General features: G+C 69.0%; 13 protein-coding genes. 3 read left to right on the forward strand and 10 right to left on the reverse strand.

All coding sequences use genetic code 11. The features are described 5' to 3' along the window. Positions 1 to 356: 356 nt before the first annotated feature. From FHT38_RS15880 to polA, 10 genes are all read right to left on the reverse strand, one after another. On the reverse strand, positions 357 to 1,865 hold the full coding sequence (locus FHT38_RS15880; protein ID WP_091725382.1) for a tripartite tricarboxylate transporter permease: 1,509 nt from the start codon (positions 1,863 to 1,865) through the stop codon (positions 357 to 359). A 10-nt stretch (positions 1,866 to 1,875) separates the two neighbouring features. Next, entirely contained in the window at positions 1,876 to 2,343 is a 468-nt protein-coding gene (locus FHT38_RS15885; protein WP_147241798.1) for a tripartite tricarboxylate transporter TctB family protein, read from the reverse strand. Between the two features lie 204 nt (positions 2,344 to 2,547). Then, positions 2,548 to 4,398 (reverse strand): GspE/PulE family protein, encoded by a 1,851-nt coding sequence (locus tag FHT38_RS15890; protein ID WP_183493564.1) that lies wholly within the window; start codon positions 4,396 to 4,398, stop codon positions 2,548 to 2,550. 77 nt (positions 4,399 to 4,475) lie between these two features. Continuing rightward, positions 4,476 to 5,327: a spermidine synthase gene (locus FHT38_RS15895; protein WP_183492525.1), complete on the reverse strand. Its 852-nt coding sequence runs from the start codon at positions 5,325 to 5,327 to the stop codon at positions 4,476 to 4,478. Positions 5,328 to 5,355: 28 nt separating this feature from the next. Next, the gene (locus tag FHT38_RS15900; protein WP_091731318.1) at positions 5,356 to 5,883 is read right to left on the reverse strand and encodes a DNA-deoxyinosine glycosylase; all 528 of its coding nucleotides are present in this window, start codon (positions 5,881 to 5,883) and stop codon (positions 5,356 to 5,358) included. After that, on the reverse strand, positions 5,876 to 6,703 hold the full coding sequence (locus tag FHT38_RS15905) for a TatD family hydrolase (protein WP_183481605.1): 828 nt from the start codon (positions 6,701 to 6,703) through the stop codon (positions 5,876 to 5,878). Before FHT38_RS15905 ends, FHT38_RS15900 begins: the two co-directional genes overlap by 8 nt. A 44-nt stretch (positions 6,704 to 6,747) precedes the next feature. Then, positions 6,748 to 7,638, reverse strand: coding sequence for a formyltetrahydrofolate deformylase (gene purU, locus FHT38_RS15910; protein ID WP_091731323.1), 891 nt, complete (start codon positions 7,636 to 7,638; stop codon positions 6,748 to 6,750). A gap of 106 nt (positions 7,639 to 7,744) precedes the next feature. After that, positions 7,745 to 8,476, reverse strand: a complete 732-nt coding sequence (locus tag FHT38_RS15915; protein ID WP_255488828.1) for an ABC transporter ATP-binding protein — start codon at positions 8,474 to 8,476, stop codon at positions 7,745 to 7,747. 10 nt (positions 8,477 to 8,486) lie between these two features. Further along, positions 8,487 to 9,755, reverse strand: coding sequence for a lipoprotein-releasing ABC transporter permease subunit (locus FHT38_RS15920; protein ID WP_183492527.1), 1,269 nt, complete (start codon positions 9,753 to 9,755; stop codon positions 8,487 to 8,489). Positions 9,756 to 10,022: 267 nt separating this feature from the next. After that, positions 10,023 to 12,800 (reverse strand): DNA polymerase I, encoded by a 2,778-nt coding sequence (gene polA / locus FHT38_RS15925; protein ID WP_183492528.1) that lies wholly within the window; start codon positions 12,798 to 12,800, stop codon positions 10,023 to 10,025. A 114-nt stretch (positions 12,801 to 12,914) separates the two neighbouring features. Between polA and FHT38_RS15930 the strand changes: the two genes are divergently transcribed. The 3 genes from FHT38_RS15930 to FHT38_RS15940 are packed head-to-tail and all read left to right on the forward strand — an operon-like array spanning position 12,915 to position 15,130. Beyond that, complete coding sequence (locus FHT38_RS15930; protein ID WP_091725396.1) at positions 12,915 to 13,259, forward strand: hypothetical protein; 345 nt, start codon at positions 12,915 to 12,917, stop codon at positions 13,257 to 13,259. 54 nt (positions 13,260 to 13,313) lie between these two features. After that, on the forward strand, positions 13,314 to 14,297 hold the full coding sequence (locus FHT38_RS15935) for a homoserine kinase (RefSeq protein ID WP_183492529.1): 984 nt from the start codon (positions 13,314 to 13,316) through the stop codon (positions 14,295 to 14,297). After that, positions 14,294 to 15,130, forward strand: a complete 837-nt coding sequence (locus FHT38_RS15940) for a BPSS1780 family membrane protein (RefSeq protein ID WP_091725401.1) — start codon at positions 14,294 to 14,296, stop codon at positions 15,128 to 15,130. Before FHT38_RS15935 ends, FHT38_RS15940 begins: the two co-directional genes overlap by 4 nt. The last annotated feature ends 67 nt before the right edge of the window (positions 15,131 to 15,197 follow it).

Here is a 15,197-nt window from a genome sequence, read left to right on the forward strand (position 1 = left end):
AGATTATGAACGATTCTTTTTGAATCCGTCAAGCAGTCTGCGAAATTATTTTCAGCGTCGACTGCGAGAATCTCGCCGCCAAATGAAAACCGGGACAAGCCCGGCCATTCATCCGACATCCCCAGCAGTTCCTCCGGGGGATTCGCTGCGAGACAGATGTCTGTGCAGCGAAGACCGCGACTGTAGCACAGCAAAAGAACGGCTCACAAGGACTACAAAGGAAAGTTGTTGACGACTGGCCGCGTCTCGCACGAATCGCCGCCAAGTCCTTGTCGCACCGTGCCGAGCCCTCACCGCTCAATGAAAAAGACCCGCCGAAGCGGGTCTTTCCAAGGAGGCAATGTCGGAAGCGGAACTCAGTCCGCGTCCTGGAACGCTTCCTCGCGCTTGTTCTTGATGGAAGGCAGCATCACGACGACCACCATCAGCGCCGCCGCGATCAGCAAGCCGGCGGACAACGGCCGGGACAGGAAGGTGCTCCAGTCGCCCCGCGACAGCAGCAGCGCGCGGCGCAGGTTCTCCTCCATCATCGGGCCGAGGATGAAGCCCAGCAGCAGCGGCGCGGGTTCGCAGCTCAGCTTGTAGAAGATGTAGCCCACCACCGCGAAGGCCGCCGTCATGAACACGTCGAAGTTGTTGTTGTTCAGCGTGTAGGTGCCGATGCAGCAGAAAACGACGATGGCCGGGAACAGGAAGCGGTAGGGCACCGTCAGCAGCTTGATCCAGATGCCGATCAGCGGCAGGTTCAGGATCACCAGCATCAGGTTGCCGACCCACATCGAGGCGATCAGGCCCCAGAACAGTTCCGGGTTGCTGGTCATGACCTGCGGGCCGGGCTGGATGCCCTTGATGGTCATCGCGCCCACCATCAGCGCCATCACCGCGTTGGGCGGGATGCCCAGCGTCAGCATGGGGATGAAGGAGGTCTGCGCGCCGGCGTTGTTGGCCGACTCCGGACCCGCTACACCCTGGATGGCGCCCTTGCCGAACTTCTCCGGGTGCTTGGAGAGCTTCTTCTCCAGCGTGTAGGCCGCGAACGAGGACAGCAGCGCGCCGCCACCCGGCAGCACGCCCAGCACCGAGCCCAGCGTGGTGCCGCGCAGCACCGCCGGCCAGGCGTCGTGGAAGTCCTGCTTGGTCGGCCACAGGCCCTTCACGCTCTTGGTGAAGACCTCGCGATGCTCGGCCGGCTGGCCCAGGTTCGCGATGATCTCGCCGAAGCCGAAGATGCCCATGGCGATCACGACGAAGTTGATGCCGTCGGTCAGCTCGGGGATGTCGAACGAGAAGCGCGGCGTGCCGGAAATGACGTCGGTGTTGATCTGTCCGAGCAGCAGGCCCAGCAGGATCATCGCGATCGCCTTGACCAGCGAGCCCGAAGCCAGCACGACCGCACCGATCAGGCCCAGCACCATCAGCGAGAAGTACTCGGCGGGACCGAACTTGAAGGCCAGCTCGGTCAGCGGCGGCGCGAAGGCCGCGATGACCACCGTGCCCACGCAGCCGGCGAAGAACGACCCCAGGCCGGCGGCCGCCAGCGCGGCGCCCGCCCGGCCCTGGCGGGCCATCTGGTAGCCGTCGATCGCGGTCACCACGGACGACGATTCGCCGGGCACGTTGATCAGGATCGCGGTGGTGGAGCCGCCGTACTGCGCGCCGTAGTAGATGCCGGCAAGCATGATCAGCGCCGGCGTCGCGTCCAGCGAATAGATCGAGGGCAGCAGCATCGCGATCGTCGCGACCGGGCCGAGGCCGGGCAGCACGCCGATCAGCGTGCCCAGCACCGCGCCGCCGAAGGCATAAAGCAGGTTCTGCAGCGTGAACGCGGTGCCGAACCCCAGTATCAGGTTGTTGATCAGATCCATGTGGGTCTCCTCAGCCGCCCAGGAAGGTGGGCCAGACAGGGATCACCAGGTTCAGACCCCAAACAAAGATGCCCCAGCTGCCGATGGTCAGGACCACGCTGCTGAGCAGCGCGTCGCGCCAGTGGAATTCATCGCTGGCGAAGGAGACGCAGGTGATGAGCAGCGGCAGCGTGACGACCATGCCCAGCCGCGGCAGCGCGAAGCCGAACAGCACGATCGAGCCCACCACGATCAGCAGCGGCTTCCAGGCGAAGGCGCCGACCGGCTGGCCGCCCTCCGACTCGATCGTCAGCGCCTTGAACAGCACCACCGCGCCAAGCAGCGCGAGCAGGATGCCCAATCCGAACGGGAAGTAGGCGGGCCCGGGGCGGGCCGAGGAGCCAAAGCTGTAGTTCACTGCCGAGCCCCACGCGAACGCGACGCCAACGACCACGAACATCAGCCCTGACCAGAAGTCGCGTTGACTCTTGATCTTCATCGAGGGAACCTCTAGCGGCATGAATGGCGGCGATTCTAGGAATCGGGCCCCCTCCAGGCTCTGTGGTTATCACGTAATGGACCACACCGCCCCTCGCCCCGCCCATGCGGGGAGCTTCACACCCCCGTAGGCATGGGGCCCGCGCGCTGTCTGCGGGGACTTACCCGCCCCATGAGCGAGGGGCGTCCGCGCGACGTCCGCCGCTCAGTTTTCCCAGGTGGGCGTGCTGCGCAGGACCTCTTCCATCGTGGTGAGGCCTTCCGCGACCTTCATGGCGCCGGCCAGGCGCAGCGGACGCAGGCCTTCCTGGAGCGCCTGCCGGCGCAGCGCCGACATGTCGGTATTGGGGTGCAGATGCTTGCGCACGCTGTCGGACATCAGCAGCAGCTCGTACAGGCCGGCGCGGCCGCGGTAGCCGGTGTTGCGGCAATCCAGGCAGCCGACCGGCCGGTACGGCTTGACGCCGCCGTTCAGGCGCCACGGCTTGAGCATCTCGTTGAGCGACTCCCGCGTGACCTCGGGATCCGGCGCCTTGCAGCTGGGGCACAGGGTACGCACCAGGCGCTGGGCCAGCACGCCGATCACCGTCGCGTCGATCAGGTAGTTCGGCACGCCCAGGTCCACCATCCGGGTGATGGCCGACGCGGAATCGTTGGTGTGCAGCGTCGAGAACACCAGGTGGCCGGTCAGCGAAGCCTGGATCGCCATCTCGGCCGTCTCCAGGTCGCGGATCTCGCCGACCATGATGATGTCCGGATCCTGGCGCATCAGCGCGCGCAGGCCCTCGGCGAAATTGAAATCGATGGCGGGCTGCACCTGCGACTGGTTGAACGCCGGCTCGATCATCTCGATCGGGTCCTCGACGGTGCAGACGTTGACCTCCTCGGTGGCCAGGCGCTTGAGCGTCGAATACAGCGTCGAGGTCTTGCCGCTGCCCGTCGGGCCGGTGACCAGGATGATCCCGTGCGGACGCGCCGTCAGGCGGGTCCAGCGCTCGGCGTCGTGGCCGGAGAACCCGAGCTGGGCCAAATCCTTGACCGCCGTGTCGGGGTCGAAGATCCGCATCACCATCTTTTCGCCGAAGGCCGTGGGCAGGGTCGACAGCCGCATTTCCACTTCCTCGCCGGCCGGATTGCGCGTCTTGATGCGGCCGTCGAGCGGGCGGCGCTTCTCCACCACGTCCATGCGGCCGAGCAGCTTGATGCGCGCGGTCATCGCGCTCATCACCGAGGGCGGCAGCTGGTAGACGGTGTGCAGCACGCCGTCGATGCGGAAGCGGATCACGCCCATCTCGCGGCGCGGTTCCAGGTGGATGTCGCTGGCGCGCTGGTCGAAGGCGTACTGCCAGAGCCAGTCCACGACCTGCACCACGCCCTGGTCGTTGGCGTCGAGCTGGCGATTGCTGCGGCCCAGCTCGACCAGTTGCTCGAAGCTGGCCGGCTGGTTGACCTCCCCGCTCTTCGTCGCCGCGCGCACCGACCGGGCCAGCGTGAAGAACTCGGTCGTGAAGCGCGCGATCTCCTGCGGATTGGCCAGCACCAGCTTCACCCGCTTGCGGGTGTGGGACTCGATCTGCGGCACCCAGCCGGCCTCCAGCGGCTCCGCGGTGGCGATGGTCACGTCAGTCAGGCCGACCAGGATGGGCAGGCAGCGCCGGGCCTCGGCGTAGCTGGCGGACATGACGTCGGCGACGCGGCCCACGTCGACCTTGAGCGGGTCGATGCGGACATAGGGCAGCTTCAGGCGGCCGGCCAGCCATTCGGTGAGCGCCTCGATGTCCAGCGGCCGGCCGTTGGCCGCGCGGGTCAGGCCGGCGTTGCCCAGCCGGATCAGCGGATGCTGCGCGCTGTGGCTCGCGCCGAAGCGGGCCTCGGTGCGCTGGACCTGCTCGGCGTCGATGACGCCATCCTCCGCGAGCCAGTGCAGCAGCTGGCGCCACTCGAGGCGCTGGCCGCCGCCCTCGGCGGCCTTGGGCTTGGCGGGCCCGGGGGCGCTCGCCGGCGGGCGCGGCACGCTCGTTGGCGCGCTCGTTGGCGCGCTTGTTGTCGCAGTCATTGGCGCGGTGGATGGCGCCGGGCTGACGGCCGGCGCGCCCTTGTCCTTGGCGCTGGTCGACGGGGTGTGCTTCATGGTCACTCGCCGGAGTCCGCGGCGGCGGAAGCCGCGTGGAGTTGCTGGATCACGTTCATCGGCAGCGGCCGGACCAGCTTCAGCCATTTGCGCGCCGGCAGCTCGTGTCTGGCCTCGATGTGGTCGGCGCGCTGCTCGAGCACCTCGCGGGTCGGCACCTCGACGCCGCGCGCGGCCACGACGATGGTGTTGCCCTCACGGGTCGGCGTCAGGTGCCAGACCTGGTCGGTGCCGAACACCTTGGCGATCCGCGCCGCGCTGCGCGTGAAGCTGGCGCTGCGGCCGAACAGGTTCACCGTCATGAGCCCGCCGTCGGCCAGCACGCGACGGCAGTCCGCGTAGAAGGCTTCATCGTCCAGCACCGGCGCCGCCGCCTCGTGGTCGTAGAGGTCGACGTTCAGCACCTGCGCCATGCCCCAGTTCGCCGCGTCGGCCACCCACTGGCCGGCGTCCTCGTTGAGCACCCGCAGCCGCTCGTCGTCGTCGGGCAGGTGGAACCAGTGCCGGTTGGCGCTGATGACGGTCGGGTTGATCTCGACCGCGGTGGTCTTCATCTTCAGCTGCTTGCGGCAGAAACGCGTCAGCGCGCCGGCGCCCAGGCCCAGCTGCACCGCCTGGCCCTGGGTCATCTCGCGGGTGTCGCGCCAGAGCATCCAGGCCATCATGCGCTGGACGTATTCCAGCTCCAGCTTCTCCGGCTTCTTGATCCGCATCGCGCCCTGGACCCAGATCGAGTCCAGATGCAGGAAGCGCACGCCGTCGAATTCGCTCAGCGTCGCCTCGACCCACTCGGTCTTCCTGCCGCCCTTGTTGTTCTTCGGGTCCCGGTGCTTGCTCACGGCTGTCGTTCCCATGCCGGGTCCTCGGAGGCCCGCGCTGTGCTCAGGTGTCGTTCGAAGGCCCGGCGAGTTCCCGCCAGGCGCGAAGCTTGTCATCGTAGGGCATCGTGTAGGCGGGGCTGGAGCTGGGCAGCCCCAGGACGCGGTAACGGGCTGCAAGCGGGCCGAGCTGCCGGAGCCCGAAACGCAACGCGGTGCCGCCATTGAAGCCGATCGTGCGCAGCGCCGGCAGCTGCGCGATCAATCGCCCCAGGTCGCTGGCGAAGGGGTTGCGGATCGCGCTGTCGAGGCTGCCGGCGCGCTCCGTCTCGGTGATGACGTCCCAGACGGCGATGCGATGCGCGCGCAGCGCGGCCAGGCGTTCCGCGTAGCCCATGGCGACGAGGTCGACGCCGAAGACCTCGCCGACCAGGCGCCAGAACTGGTTGCGCGGATGGCCGTAGTACTGCTGCGCGCGCAGCGAGGCCACGCCGGGAAAGCTGCCCAGCAGCAGCCATTCGGCGTCGGGCGCATGCACCGGCGCCAGGCCCTGCCAGCGTGTCGCGTCGAAGGCGGCGCCCGCGTCAGCCATTGGATGGCAGGAGCGCGGCCAGCCGCGGCAGCGCGGCGTGCGCATTGCGCGTGGTGATCGCGGCGGCCTGCTCTGGCGTCCAGCCGCGCAACCCGGCCAGGCACGCACCGATGCGCGGCAGCTCGCCCGGCTCGTTGCGCGAGCTCGCGCCGGCGGCGCGCTCCTCGGCGGTGCGATACAGCCAGTGCGGCGGGATGTCGGGCGCGTCGGTCTCGACGACGAGCGCTTCTTCCGGCAGCTCGGCCGCCAGGCGGCGGATCTGCAGCGAGCGGTCGAAGGTCACCGTGCCGCCGAAGCCCAGCTTGAAGCCCAGCGCGAGGAAGGCGTCCGCCTGCTGCCGGCTGCCGTTGAAGGCATGGCCGATGCCGCCGGTCTCCAGGCCGATGCGGCGCAAGCCGGCAAGCAGCGGGTCCGCGCTGCGGCGCACATGCAGGATGACCGGCAGCCCGTGGCGCTTCGCGAGCTTCAGCTGCTCCAGGTAGAAGAACCGCTGCCTGGCCTCGTCCAGGTCCTTGACGAAGAAGTCCAGCCCGATCTCGCCGATGCCGACCAGCCGCGGATCGTCGCGGCACTCGGCGAGCATCCGGTCGAGCCGCCCGAGGTCGTCCTCGCGCGCCTGCATCACGTAGAGCGGATGGATCCCGAGCGCGTAGCTGAACCCCTGCGCGTGCGCCAACGCCCTCACCCGCTCGAAGTTGCCGGCGACCACCGCCGGGATCACGATCTGCGACACCCCGGCCGCGCGGGCGCGCGCCACGACGGCGTCACGATCCGCGTCGAACTCCGACGCGTCGAGGTGGCAATGGGTGTCGGTCCACATGGGTCCGCGGGGCTCCACCGACGGCGGCGCGGTCCGGGGACCGCTCAGCGGAAGACCACCGTGCGGTGGCCGTTGAGCAGCACGCGGTGTTCGGCATGCCACTGGATCGCTCGGGCGAGCGTCACGCACTCGGTGTCGCGGCCGATGGCCACCAGCTGGTCCGGCGTCATCGAGTGGTCGATGCGGGCCACGTCCTGCTCGATGATCGGGCCCTCGTCGAGGTCGGAGGTCACGTAGTGCGCGGTCGCGCCGATCAGCTTGACGCCGCGCTCATGGGCCTGGTGGTACGGGCGCGCGCCCTTGAAGCTGGGCAGGAAGCTGTGATGGATGTTGATCGCCCGGCCTTCCAGGAAGCGGCACATCTCCGGCGACAGGATCTGCATGTAGCGCGCCAGCACGACCAGGTCGATCTGCTGCTCCTCGATCAGATCGCGGATCTTGCGCTCCTGGGCCTGCTTCTGCTCGTCGGTCGCGTGCAGCAGCGGCAGGTGGTGGAAGGGGATGTCGTGCGAGGCGGCCAGCTGATAGAAGTCGCGATGGTTGGAGACGATGGCCGGGATCTCGATCGCCAGGTGGCCGGTCTGCACGCGGAACAGCAGGTCGTTCAGGCAGTGTCCGAGCTTGGACACCAGCAGCAGCACGCGCGTCTTGCGCTGCGCGTCGACCAGTTCCCAGTCCATCGCCAGCCGGCCGGCCAGCGGGGCGAAGGCCTCGCGCAGGGCGGCGGCGGGACGGGGCGTGGCGCACTCGAACTCGATCCGCATGAAGAAGCGGCGGTGGTCGGCGTCGCCGTGCTGGGCCGAGGTCAGGATGTTGGCGCCCTGCTCCAGCAGGACACCGGTGACGGCGTGGACGATGCCGGCCTGGTCGGGGCAACTGAGCTTCAGGATGAAGCGGGTGGACGGGGCGTCAGGGGAATGCGTCGAGGCGGTCATGATGCCGCGCATCGTAATCCAGCGGCCGCCGCGGCCCGGGGCGGCCCCGGGCCGCATGCCTCGCGATCGGGCAACCCAGCCTCGATGCCGGGCTGCGTCGCCCGGCTCAGGTTGTCGTCGGCTGCAGCGGCTGCAGCGCGCCGCCCACCAGGCGGCGCTGGTGCTCGCAGCGCATCGCCAGGTCCTGGTCGTGCGTGACCATCACGAAGGCGGTGCCCAGCTCACGGGCCATCTCCAGCATCAGGTCGAAGACCGTCGCCGCGGTGCTGCGGTCCAGGTTGCCGGTGGGCTCGTCGGCCAGCACGCAGGCCGGGCCGGTGACCAGCGCGCGGGCGATGGCCACGCGCTGGCGCTCGCCGCCGGACAGTTCGCCGGGCCGGTGCTGCACCCGCGCGCCCAGGCCGACGCGCGACAGCACCCGGGCCGCCTGCTCCCGCGCCTGCTCCTGCGGCACCCGGCGGATGCGCAGCGGCATCGCGACGTTGTCCAGCGCGCTGAATTCCGGCAGCAGGTGGTGGAATTGGTAGATGAATCCCAGGTGCTGGTTGCGCCACTCGCCGCGCGCCTGCTCGCCGAGCGAGCCCAGGTCGCGCCCCATCAGCTCGACCCGGCCGGCGGACGGCTTGTCCAGCCCGCCGAGCAGGTGCAGCAGCGTGCTCTTGCCGGAGCCCGACGCGCCCAGCACCGCCAGCGTCTCGCCGGCCTTCACCCTGAGATCCAGGCCGTGGAAGACCTGCACGTCGAGCGGTCCCTCGACGAAGCGCTTGCCCAGGCCCAGGCCCTGCAGCACCACCTGCCCGGCGGGAATCCGCGCGGCGGCGGCCACTGCCGGCTTCATGTCCTTCCCCTCATTCATAACGCAGCGCCTCCGCCGGTTGGACGCGGCTGGCGCGCCAGCTCGGGTACAGCGTCGCGACGAACGCCAGGATCAGCGAGGTCACGGTGATCGGCACGATGTCCGACCACTGCGGATCGCTCGGCATGTGGCTGATCACGTAGATGCTGGCCGGCAGGAAGGTGGTGTGCAGCAGCCGCTCGATGAAGGGGACGATCACGTCCAGGTTGTGCGCGACCACCAGGCCCAGGCCCAGGCCGCCCAGCGTGCCGATCACGCCGGCCAGCGCGCCCTGGATCATGAACACGCCCATGATCGAGCGCGGACTCGCGCCCAGCGTGCGCAGGATCGCGATGTCAGCCTGCTTGTCGGTCACCGTCATCACCAGCGTCGACACCAGGTTGAAGGCCGCGACCGCCACGATCAGGGTCAGGATGATGCCCATCATCCGCTTCTCGACCTGGACCGCGTCGTACCAGTTCGCGTTGGTGCGGGTCCAGTCGCGCACGTAGATGGCGCGGCCGTCCTGCAGCATCTGGCGCTGCAACTGGGCGCCGACCTCGCGCGCCTGCTGGACGTCGCGCAGCTTCAGCTGCACGCCGCTCGGCGTGCCGGTGCGGAAGACCTTGGCGGCGTCGGCCACATGGATCAGCGCCAGGCCGCTGTCGTACTCGTAGTGACCCGCCTCGAAGACACCCACCAGCGTGAACTGGCGCAGCGTCGGCTGCACGCCCAGCGGCGTCACCTGGCCCGAAGGAATCGCCAGCGTGATCTTGTCGCCCCGCTGCACGCCCAATTGACGCGCGAGTTCCACGCCCAGGATCACGTTCCACTGGCCAGGCACCAGGCGCGCCAGCAAACCCTCCTTCGCCAGCTCCGCCGCGATCGGCGTCACCCCCGGCTCGAAGGCCGGGTCGATGCCACGCACGATCGTCCCGCGCATGTCGGAACCGCGCGCAATCAACGCCTGGCCCGCGACGAACGGCGCGGCGGCAACCACCTCGGGATTCTTCTTTGCAGCGTCGGCGACGGAGCGCCAGTCCGGCAAACCCTCGCCGCTGTCGTTCAGCAACTCCACGTGCGCGATCACCGACAACATCCGCGAACGCACCTCCTTCTGGAAGCCGTTCATCACCGAGAGCACGATGATCAACGCAGCAACACCCAGCGCGATGCCCAACATCGACACGCCAGAAATGAAGGAGATGAAGCGGTTGCGGCGCCCCCCTCGCCCAGCTCGCGTGTAGCGCCAGCCGATCTGCAACTCATAGGGCCAATTCATAGGGGGTGGATGCTAACCGCTCCCTTTCGGCTGAGCACTTAGGGGAGGCTGATGAGCGACGGCTTGCGGAACAGGCCCGAGGCCGCCGGCGCCGCTCGCAGGGCGCCAACTCGCTCCGCTCACCTGCGGTTCGCTTTGCTCGGACAGACGGCGCCCCAGTCAGTTCTGGAAGCTCGCAGCACCAACGGCCTCGGGCCTGTTCCGCAACCCGCGATGCACCGAGTCGCCACCCCCTGCGTCGGCAGGGCGCGTCGTCAGCGCTCCCCGTCAGTGCGCCTCGTCCCAGTTGGCGCCGACACCCACTTCGGCCAGCAGCGGCACCTTCAGCGCGGCGACGCCAGCCATCAGCGTCGGGACCTCGGACTTCACCCAGTCCAGCTCCTCATCCGGCACTTCGAAGACCAGCTCGTCATGCACCTGCATCACGATGCGCGTCTTCTTCCCCTGCTCGTCCAGCGCCTGCTGCACCGCGATCATCGCCAGCTTGATCAGATCCGCCGCCGTGCCCTGCATCGGCGCGTTGATCGCCTGGCGCTCGGCGCCGCTGCGGCGCGGTCCGTTGCCCGAATTGATCTCCGGCAGCCACAGCCGGCGACCGAAGACCGTCTCCACATAGCCCTTCGCCTTGGCGAATTGCTTGGTGTCGTCCATGTACTGGCGCACGCCGGCGAAACGGGTGAAGTAGCGGTCGATGTAATCCTTCGCGGCCTTCTGCTCGATGCCCAGCGATTGCGCCAGCCCGAAGGCGCCCATGCCGTAGATCAGGCCGAAATTGATCGTCTTGGCATAACGGCGCTGCTCCGGCGTGACCCCGTCCAGCCCGCCCCCGAAGACCTCCGCCGCCGTCGCCCGGTGCACGTCCTGGCCCTCCTGGAAAGCCTTGAGCAGGCCCGGGTCCTCGCTCATGTGCGCCATGATCCGCAGCTCGATCTGCGAGTAGTCCGCCGACACGATCACATGGCCCGGCGGCGCGATGAAGGCCTCGCGCACGCGACGGCCGTCCGCCGTGCGGATGGGGATGTTCTGCAGGTTGGGCTCGTTGCTCGACAGCCGGCCCGTCACCGCCACCGCCTGCGAGTAGGTCGTGTGCACCCGCCCCGTCTTCGCGTTGACCATCAGCGGCAGCTTGTCGGTGTAGGTGCTCTTGAGCTTGGACAGCGCGCGGTACTCGAGAATCTTGGCCGGCAGCGGGAAGTCCGCCGACAGCTTCTCCAGCACCTCCTCGTCGGTGGACGGCGCGCCGGTGGCGGTGCGCTTGACCACCGGCAGGCCCAGGCGGTTGAACAGGATCTCGCCGATCTGCTTGGGCGAGCCGATGTTGAACGGCTGGCCGGCGATCTCGTAGGCCGCCTGCTCGGCGGCCACCATGCGCTGGCCCAGGTCGGCGCTCTGCGCCTGCAGCTTGGCGGCGTCGATCAGCACGCCGGTGCGCTCGATGCGCGCCAGCAGCGCCGACACCGGCATCTCGACCTGCTCGTAGATGAACTTCAGTCCCGCATCCGCCTCCAGCCGCGGCAGCAGCGTCTGGTGCACGTGCAGGCACATCTCGGAGTCCTCGCAGGAGTACTCCGACGCCTTCGCCACCTCGACCTGCGCGAACGGGATCTGGTGCGCGCCCTTGCCGCACAGGTCCTCGTAGCTCAGCCCCTTGCGGCCCAGCACGCGGTCGGCCAGCGCCTCCAGGCCATGGCTGCGATGCGCCTCCAGCACATAGCTCTCGAGCATCGTGTCGTAGGCCGTGCCCTGCACGGCGATGCCGTGGTTGGCCAGCACGTGGGTGTCGTACTTGACGTTCTGGGCGACCTTCTTCTTCAGTGGATCCTCGAACCACGGCTTCAGGCGGGCGAGCACCTCGTCCATCGGCAGTTGCTCGGGCGCGTCGGGGCCTTCGTGGCGCAGCGGAATGTAGGCCGCCTCGCCCGGCTTGACGCTGAAGCTGATGCCGACGATGCGCGCCTGCATCGGGTCGAGCGAATCGGTCTCGGTGTCGAAGGCGGCCAGCTCGGCCGCGTTCAGCTGCTCGATCCAGGCGTCCAGGCGCGACAGGTCGACGATGGTCTCGTAGCGCTTGTCCACGGGGATCGCCGGATGGGCATGCTGCGCGAACGCGTCGGGCGCAGTCGCGCCGCCCAGGTCCGCCTCGGGCGCGACGCGCTTGGGCGCCTCACCGCCGAGACGGGCTTCCAGGTCACGCTTCCAGGTCTTGAAGCCGTTGCGCGCGTAGAACTCCAGCAGGCCCGCCTCGTCGACCGGATTGAAGGCGAGCGCCTCCAGCGCCGGCCAGCCGGTCACGTGCAGGCACAGGTCGCAATCGACCTTGACGGTCACCAGCTTGCGGCCCATCGGCAGCCAGTCCAGCGCCTTGCGCAGGTTGTCGCCGGCCACGCCCTTGATCTTGTCGGCGTTGGCGATGACGCCGTCCAGCGAGCCGTGCTCGCCGATCCACTTGGCCGCGGTCTTGGGGCCGACCTTCTCGACGCCGGGCACGTTGTCGACCGTGTCGCCCATCAGCGTCAGGTAGTCAATGATCCGATCCGGCGGCACGCCGAACTTGGCCACCACGCCGGCTTCGTCCAGTTTCTCGTTGCTCATCGTGTTGATCAGCGAGACATCCGGCGTCACCAGCTGCGCCAGGTCCTTGTCGCCGGTCGAGATCACCACCTGATGACCCGCCTGCGCCGCCACCCGCGACAGCGTGCCGATGCAGTCGTCCGCCTCGATGCCGGGCACGGTCAGCACCGGCCAGCCCAGCAGCTTCACCACTTCATGGATCGGCTCGATCTGCGCCCGCAGGTCGTCGGGCATCGGAGCGCGCTGGGCCTTGTACTCGGGGTACCACTCGTCGCGGAAGGTCGGGCCGGAGGCGTCGAAGACGCAGGCGGCGTGCTCGGCGCCGTAGTCGTCGCGCAGCTTCTTCAGCATCGCCACCATGCCGTGGATGGCGCCGGTGGGCTGGCCCTCGGGCCCGCGCAGGTCGGGCATGGCGTGATAGGCGCGATAGAGGTAGCTGGAACCGTCGACCAGCAGCATCAGAGGTTTGCTCATCCCGCCATTGTTGCAGGCGCGCGCCATCCGCGATGTCAGCAGCCTGCGCCTGACGCGGCCCCTCGCCCAGGGGAACAGGGTTTTCGAGGAGGCGGGCATAGAATCGGCGCCACCATGAAAACCACCCGCCTCGCCGCCCTGTTCGCCCTCCTGGCCGCCACCGCGCTCCAGGTCCACGCGGCCGACGCGCCGCCCCCGGCCCCGGCGCCCGCCGAAACGGTGAAGTTCCGCGACGTGCCCGAGGTGAAGGTCGAGCAGCTCGTCAACGAGGACGACAAGGTCCGCATCGAGGAGACCCGGGTGCGGGGCCTGACCCAAAAGGTCGTGGTCAAGAACAAGGACAGCAAGGCGCCCGAGTACGAGATCCTGCTCGGCGACGGCGGTCGCGACATCCCCACCCGCCAGGGCGCCGACCGCGGCAACGCGGGCTCGCGGGTCTGGCGCCTCTTCAATTTCTGACCGCCCCGGCGCGACCCGCTCGGGTCGGCCCCGGTCCGTTCCTTCTCCCCTTTCATGGCCGTATTCACCGACGTCTCGACCGAGCAGGCGCAAGCGCTGCTGGACACCCTGGCCCTAGGCGAGCTGCAGGCGCTCAAAGGCATCACCGCCGGCATCGAGAACACCAACTACTTCGTCACCACGGTCCGCGGTGGCGAGTCGCACGAGTACGTGCTGACGATCTTCGAGCGCCTGAGCTTCGAGCAGCTGCCCTTCTACCTGGAGCTGATGCGGCACCTGGCGCGAAAGGGCGTGCCGGTGCCCGCGCCCCAGCCCGACGCGCAGGACCGCATCCTGCACACGATCGCCGGCAAGCCGGCCGCGGTCGTGGACAAGCTGCGCGGCGGCCACCAGCTCGCGCCGGACCAGTTCCACTGCGAGCAGGTCGGCGCCGGCCTGGCCCGGATGCACCTGGCCGGCCACGATTTCCCGCTGCACCAGGACAACCTGCGCGGCCTGCCCTGGTGGCGCGAGACCGTGCCGCTGGTGCTGCCGCACCTGGCGCCGGACCAGGCCGCGCTGCTCAAGGCCGAGCTCGCCTTCCAGGAACAGCTCGCGCCCAGCGCCGCGGCGCTGCCGCGCGGCCCCATCCATGCCGACCTGTTCCGCGACAACGTCATGTTCGACGGCCTGCCCGGCCGGGAGATGCTCAGCGGCTTCTTCGACTTCTACTTCGCCGGCGTCGACAGCTTCCTGTTCGACCTGTGCGTCTGCCTGAACGACTGGTGCATCGACCTGGACAGCGGCCGCCTGGACGAGCAGCGCGCCACCGCCTTCGTCAAGGCCTACGAGTCGGTGCGCCCGCTGAGCGGCGCCGAGCACCGCCTGCTGCCGGGCCTGCTGCGCGCCGCCGCGCTGCGCTTCTGGATCTCCCGCCTGTGGGACTTCCATTTGCCCCGCGAGGCCAGCCTGCTCAAGCCCCACGATCCCACCCATTTCGAGCGCGTCCTGCGCGAGCGCATCGCCAAGCCGTGGCATGCGCTGGAGTCCCTCCCATGATCCTGCACCTCCAATCGGTCCCGCCGCGCAACGGCCTGCTGTGGGTGCGCCATGGACTGAAGGTGCTGCAGCGCAAACCGATCGCGCTGATCGGCCTGTTCGGCCTGTTCGCGCTGTTCAACATCGCCATCAACTTCGTGCCGCTGATCGGGCAGGTGCTGTCGGCGGGCTCGCTGCCGCTGATGTCGCTGGGCTTCATGCTGGCCGCCCACCAGGTGCTGCAGGCGCAGACGCCCACCGCCTCGGTGTTCCTGCAGCCGCTGCGGCTCACGCCCGAGCGGCGGCGCGCGCAGCTGCTGCTGGGCCTGGCCTGCGCGCTGTCCCTGATGGCCGCCGGCGCGCTGTCGCTGCTGGTGGACGGCGGCGCACTGCTGACGCTGCTCGAGATGCGCCAGAGCGGCCAGAGCGACGCCGCGATCGAGGCCGCCATGGCCGCCAATCCGATGCTCTTCTTCGGCGGGCTGCTGCGCATGGTCCTGCTGATGGCGGTGCTGGTGCCCTTCACCCTGGCCCCGGCGCTGATCCACTGGGGCGGCCAGGGCGTCATGCAGTCGCTGTTCTCGTCGGTGCTGGGCCTGTGGCGCAACAAGGGCGCCTATGCGCTGTTCGGCGTGGCCTGGATCGGGCTGAGCTTCGCCGGCCTGATCGTGCTGACCCTGTTCGCCGTGCTGCTGGGACAGCCGGGCCTGGCGCAGGTGCTGGCGGTGCCGCTGGTGATGGCGCTGGCCACGGCCCAGTTCTGCTCCATGTATTTCGTGTTCATCGACTGCTTCATGTTCGGCGCGCCCCGCGACCTGCCGGAGTCTCCCGGTACCCCGGGCACGCCCGGCTGACCCCCCGCCGGGCGCCCTGCGCCCGCGCGTTCCCCCGGACAGCGTCCTCACGACGATTTCACAGCAT

It is taken from the genome of Mitsuaria sp. BK041, from assembly GCF_014193085.1.
Classification (GTDB): domain Bacteria; phylum Pseudomonadota; class Gammaproteobacteria; order Burkholderiales; family Burkholderiaceae_C; genus Roseateles.

Coding starts and splice junctions, on each gene's coding strand:
- FHT38_RS15880 (WP_091725382.1), bottom strand. CDS start 1,865: ATGGATCTGATCAACAACCTGATACTGGGGTTCGGCACCGCGTTCACG.
- FHT38_RS15885 (WP_147241798.1), bottom strand. CDS start 2,343: ATGAAGATCAAGAGTCAACGCGACTTCTGGTCAGGGCTGATGTTCGTG.
- FHT38_RS15890 (WP_183493564.1), bottom strand. CDS start 4,398: ATGACTGCGACAACAAGCGCGCCAACGAGCGCGCCAACGAGCGTGCCG.
- FHT38_RS15895 (WP_183492525.1), bottom strand. CDS start 5,327: ATGGGAACGACAGCCGTGAGCAAGCACCGGGACCCGAAGAACAACAAG.
- FHT38_RS15900 (WP_091731318.1), bottom strand. CDS start 5,883: ATGGCTGACGCGGGCGCCGCCTTCGACGCGACACGCTGGCAGGGCCTG.
- FHT38_RS15905 (WP_183481605.1), bottom strand. CDS start 6,703: ATGTGGACCGACACCCATTGCCACCTCGACGCGTCGGAGTTCGACGCG.
- purU (WP_091731323.1), bottom strand. CDS start 7,638: ATGACCGCCTCGACGCATTCCCCTGACGCCCCGTCCACCCGCTTCATC.
- FHT38_RS15915 (WP_255488828.1), bottom strand. CDS start 8,476: ATGAAGCCGGCAGTGGCCGCCGCCGCGCGGATTCCCGCCGGGCAGGTG.
- FHT38_RS15920 (WP_183492527.1), bottom strand. CDS start 9,755: ATGAATTGGCCCTATGAGTTGCAGATCGGCTGGCGCTACACGCGAGCT.
- polA (WP_183492528.1), bottom strand. CDS start 12,800: ATGAGCAAACCTCTGATGCTGCTGGTCGACGGTTCCAGCTACCTCTAT.
- FHT38_RS15930 (WP_091725396.1), top strand. CDS start 12,915: ATGAAAACCACCCGCCTCGCCGCCCTGTTCGCCCTCCTGGCCGCCACC.
- FHT38_RS15935 (WP_183492529.1), top strand. CDS start 13,314: ATGGCCGTATTCACCGACGTCTCGACCGAGCAGGCGCAAGCGCTGCTG.
- FHT38_RS15940 (WP_091725401.1), top strand. CDS start 14,294: ATGATCCTGCACCTCCAATCGGTCCCGCCGCGCAACGGCCTGCTGTGG.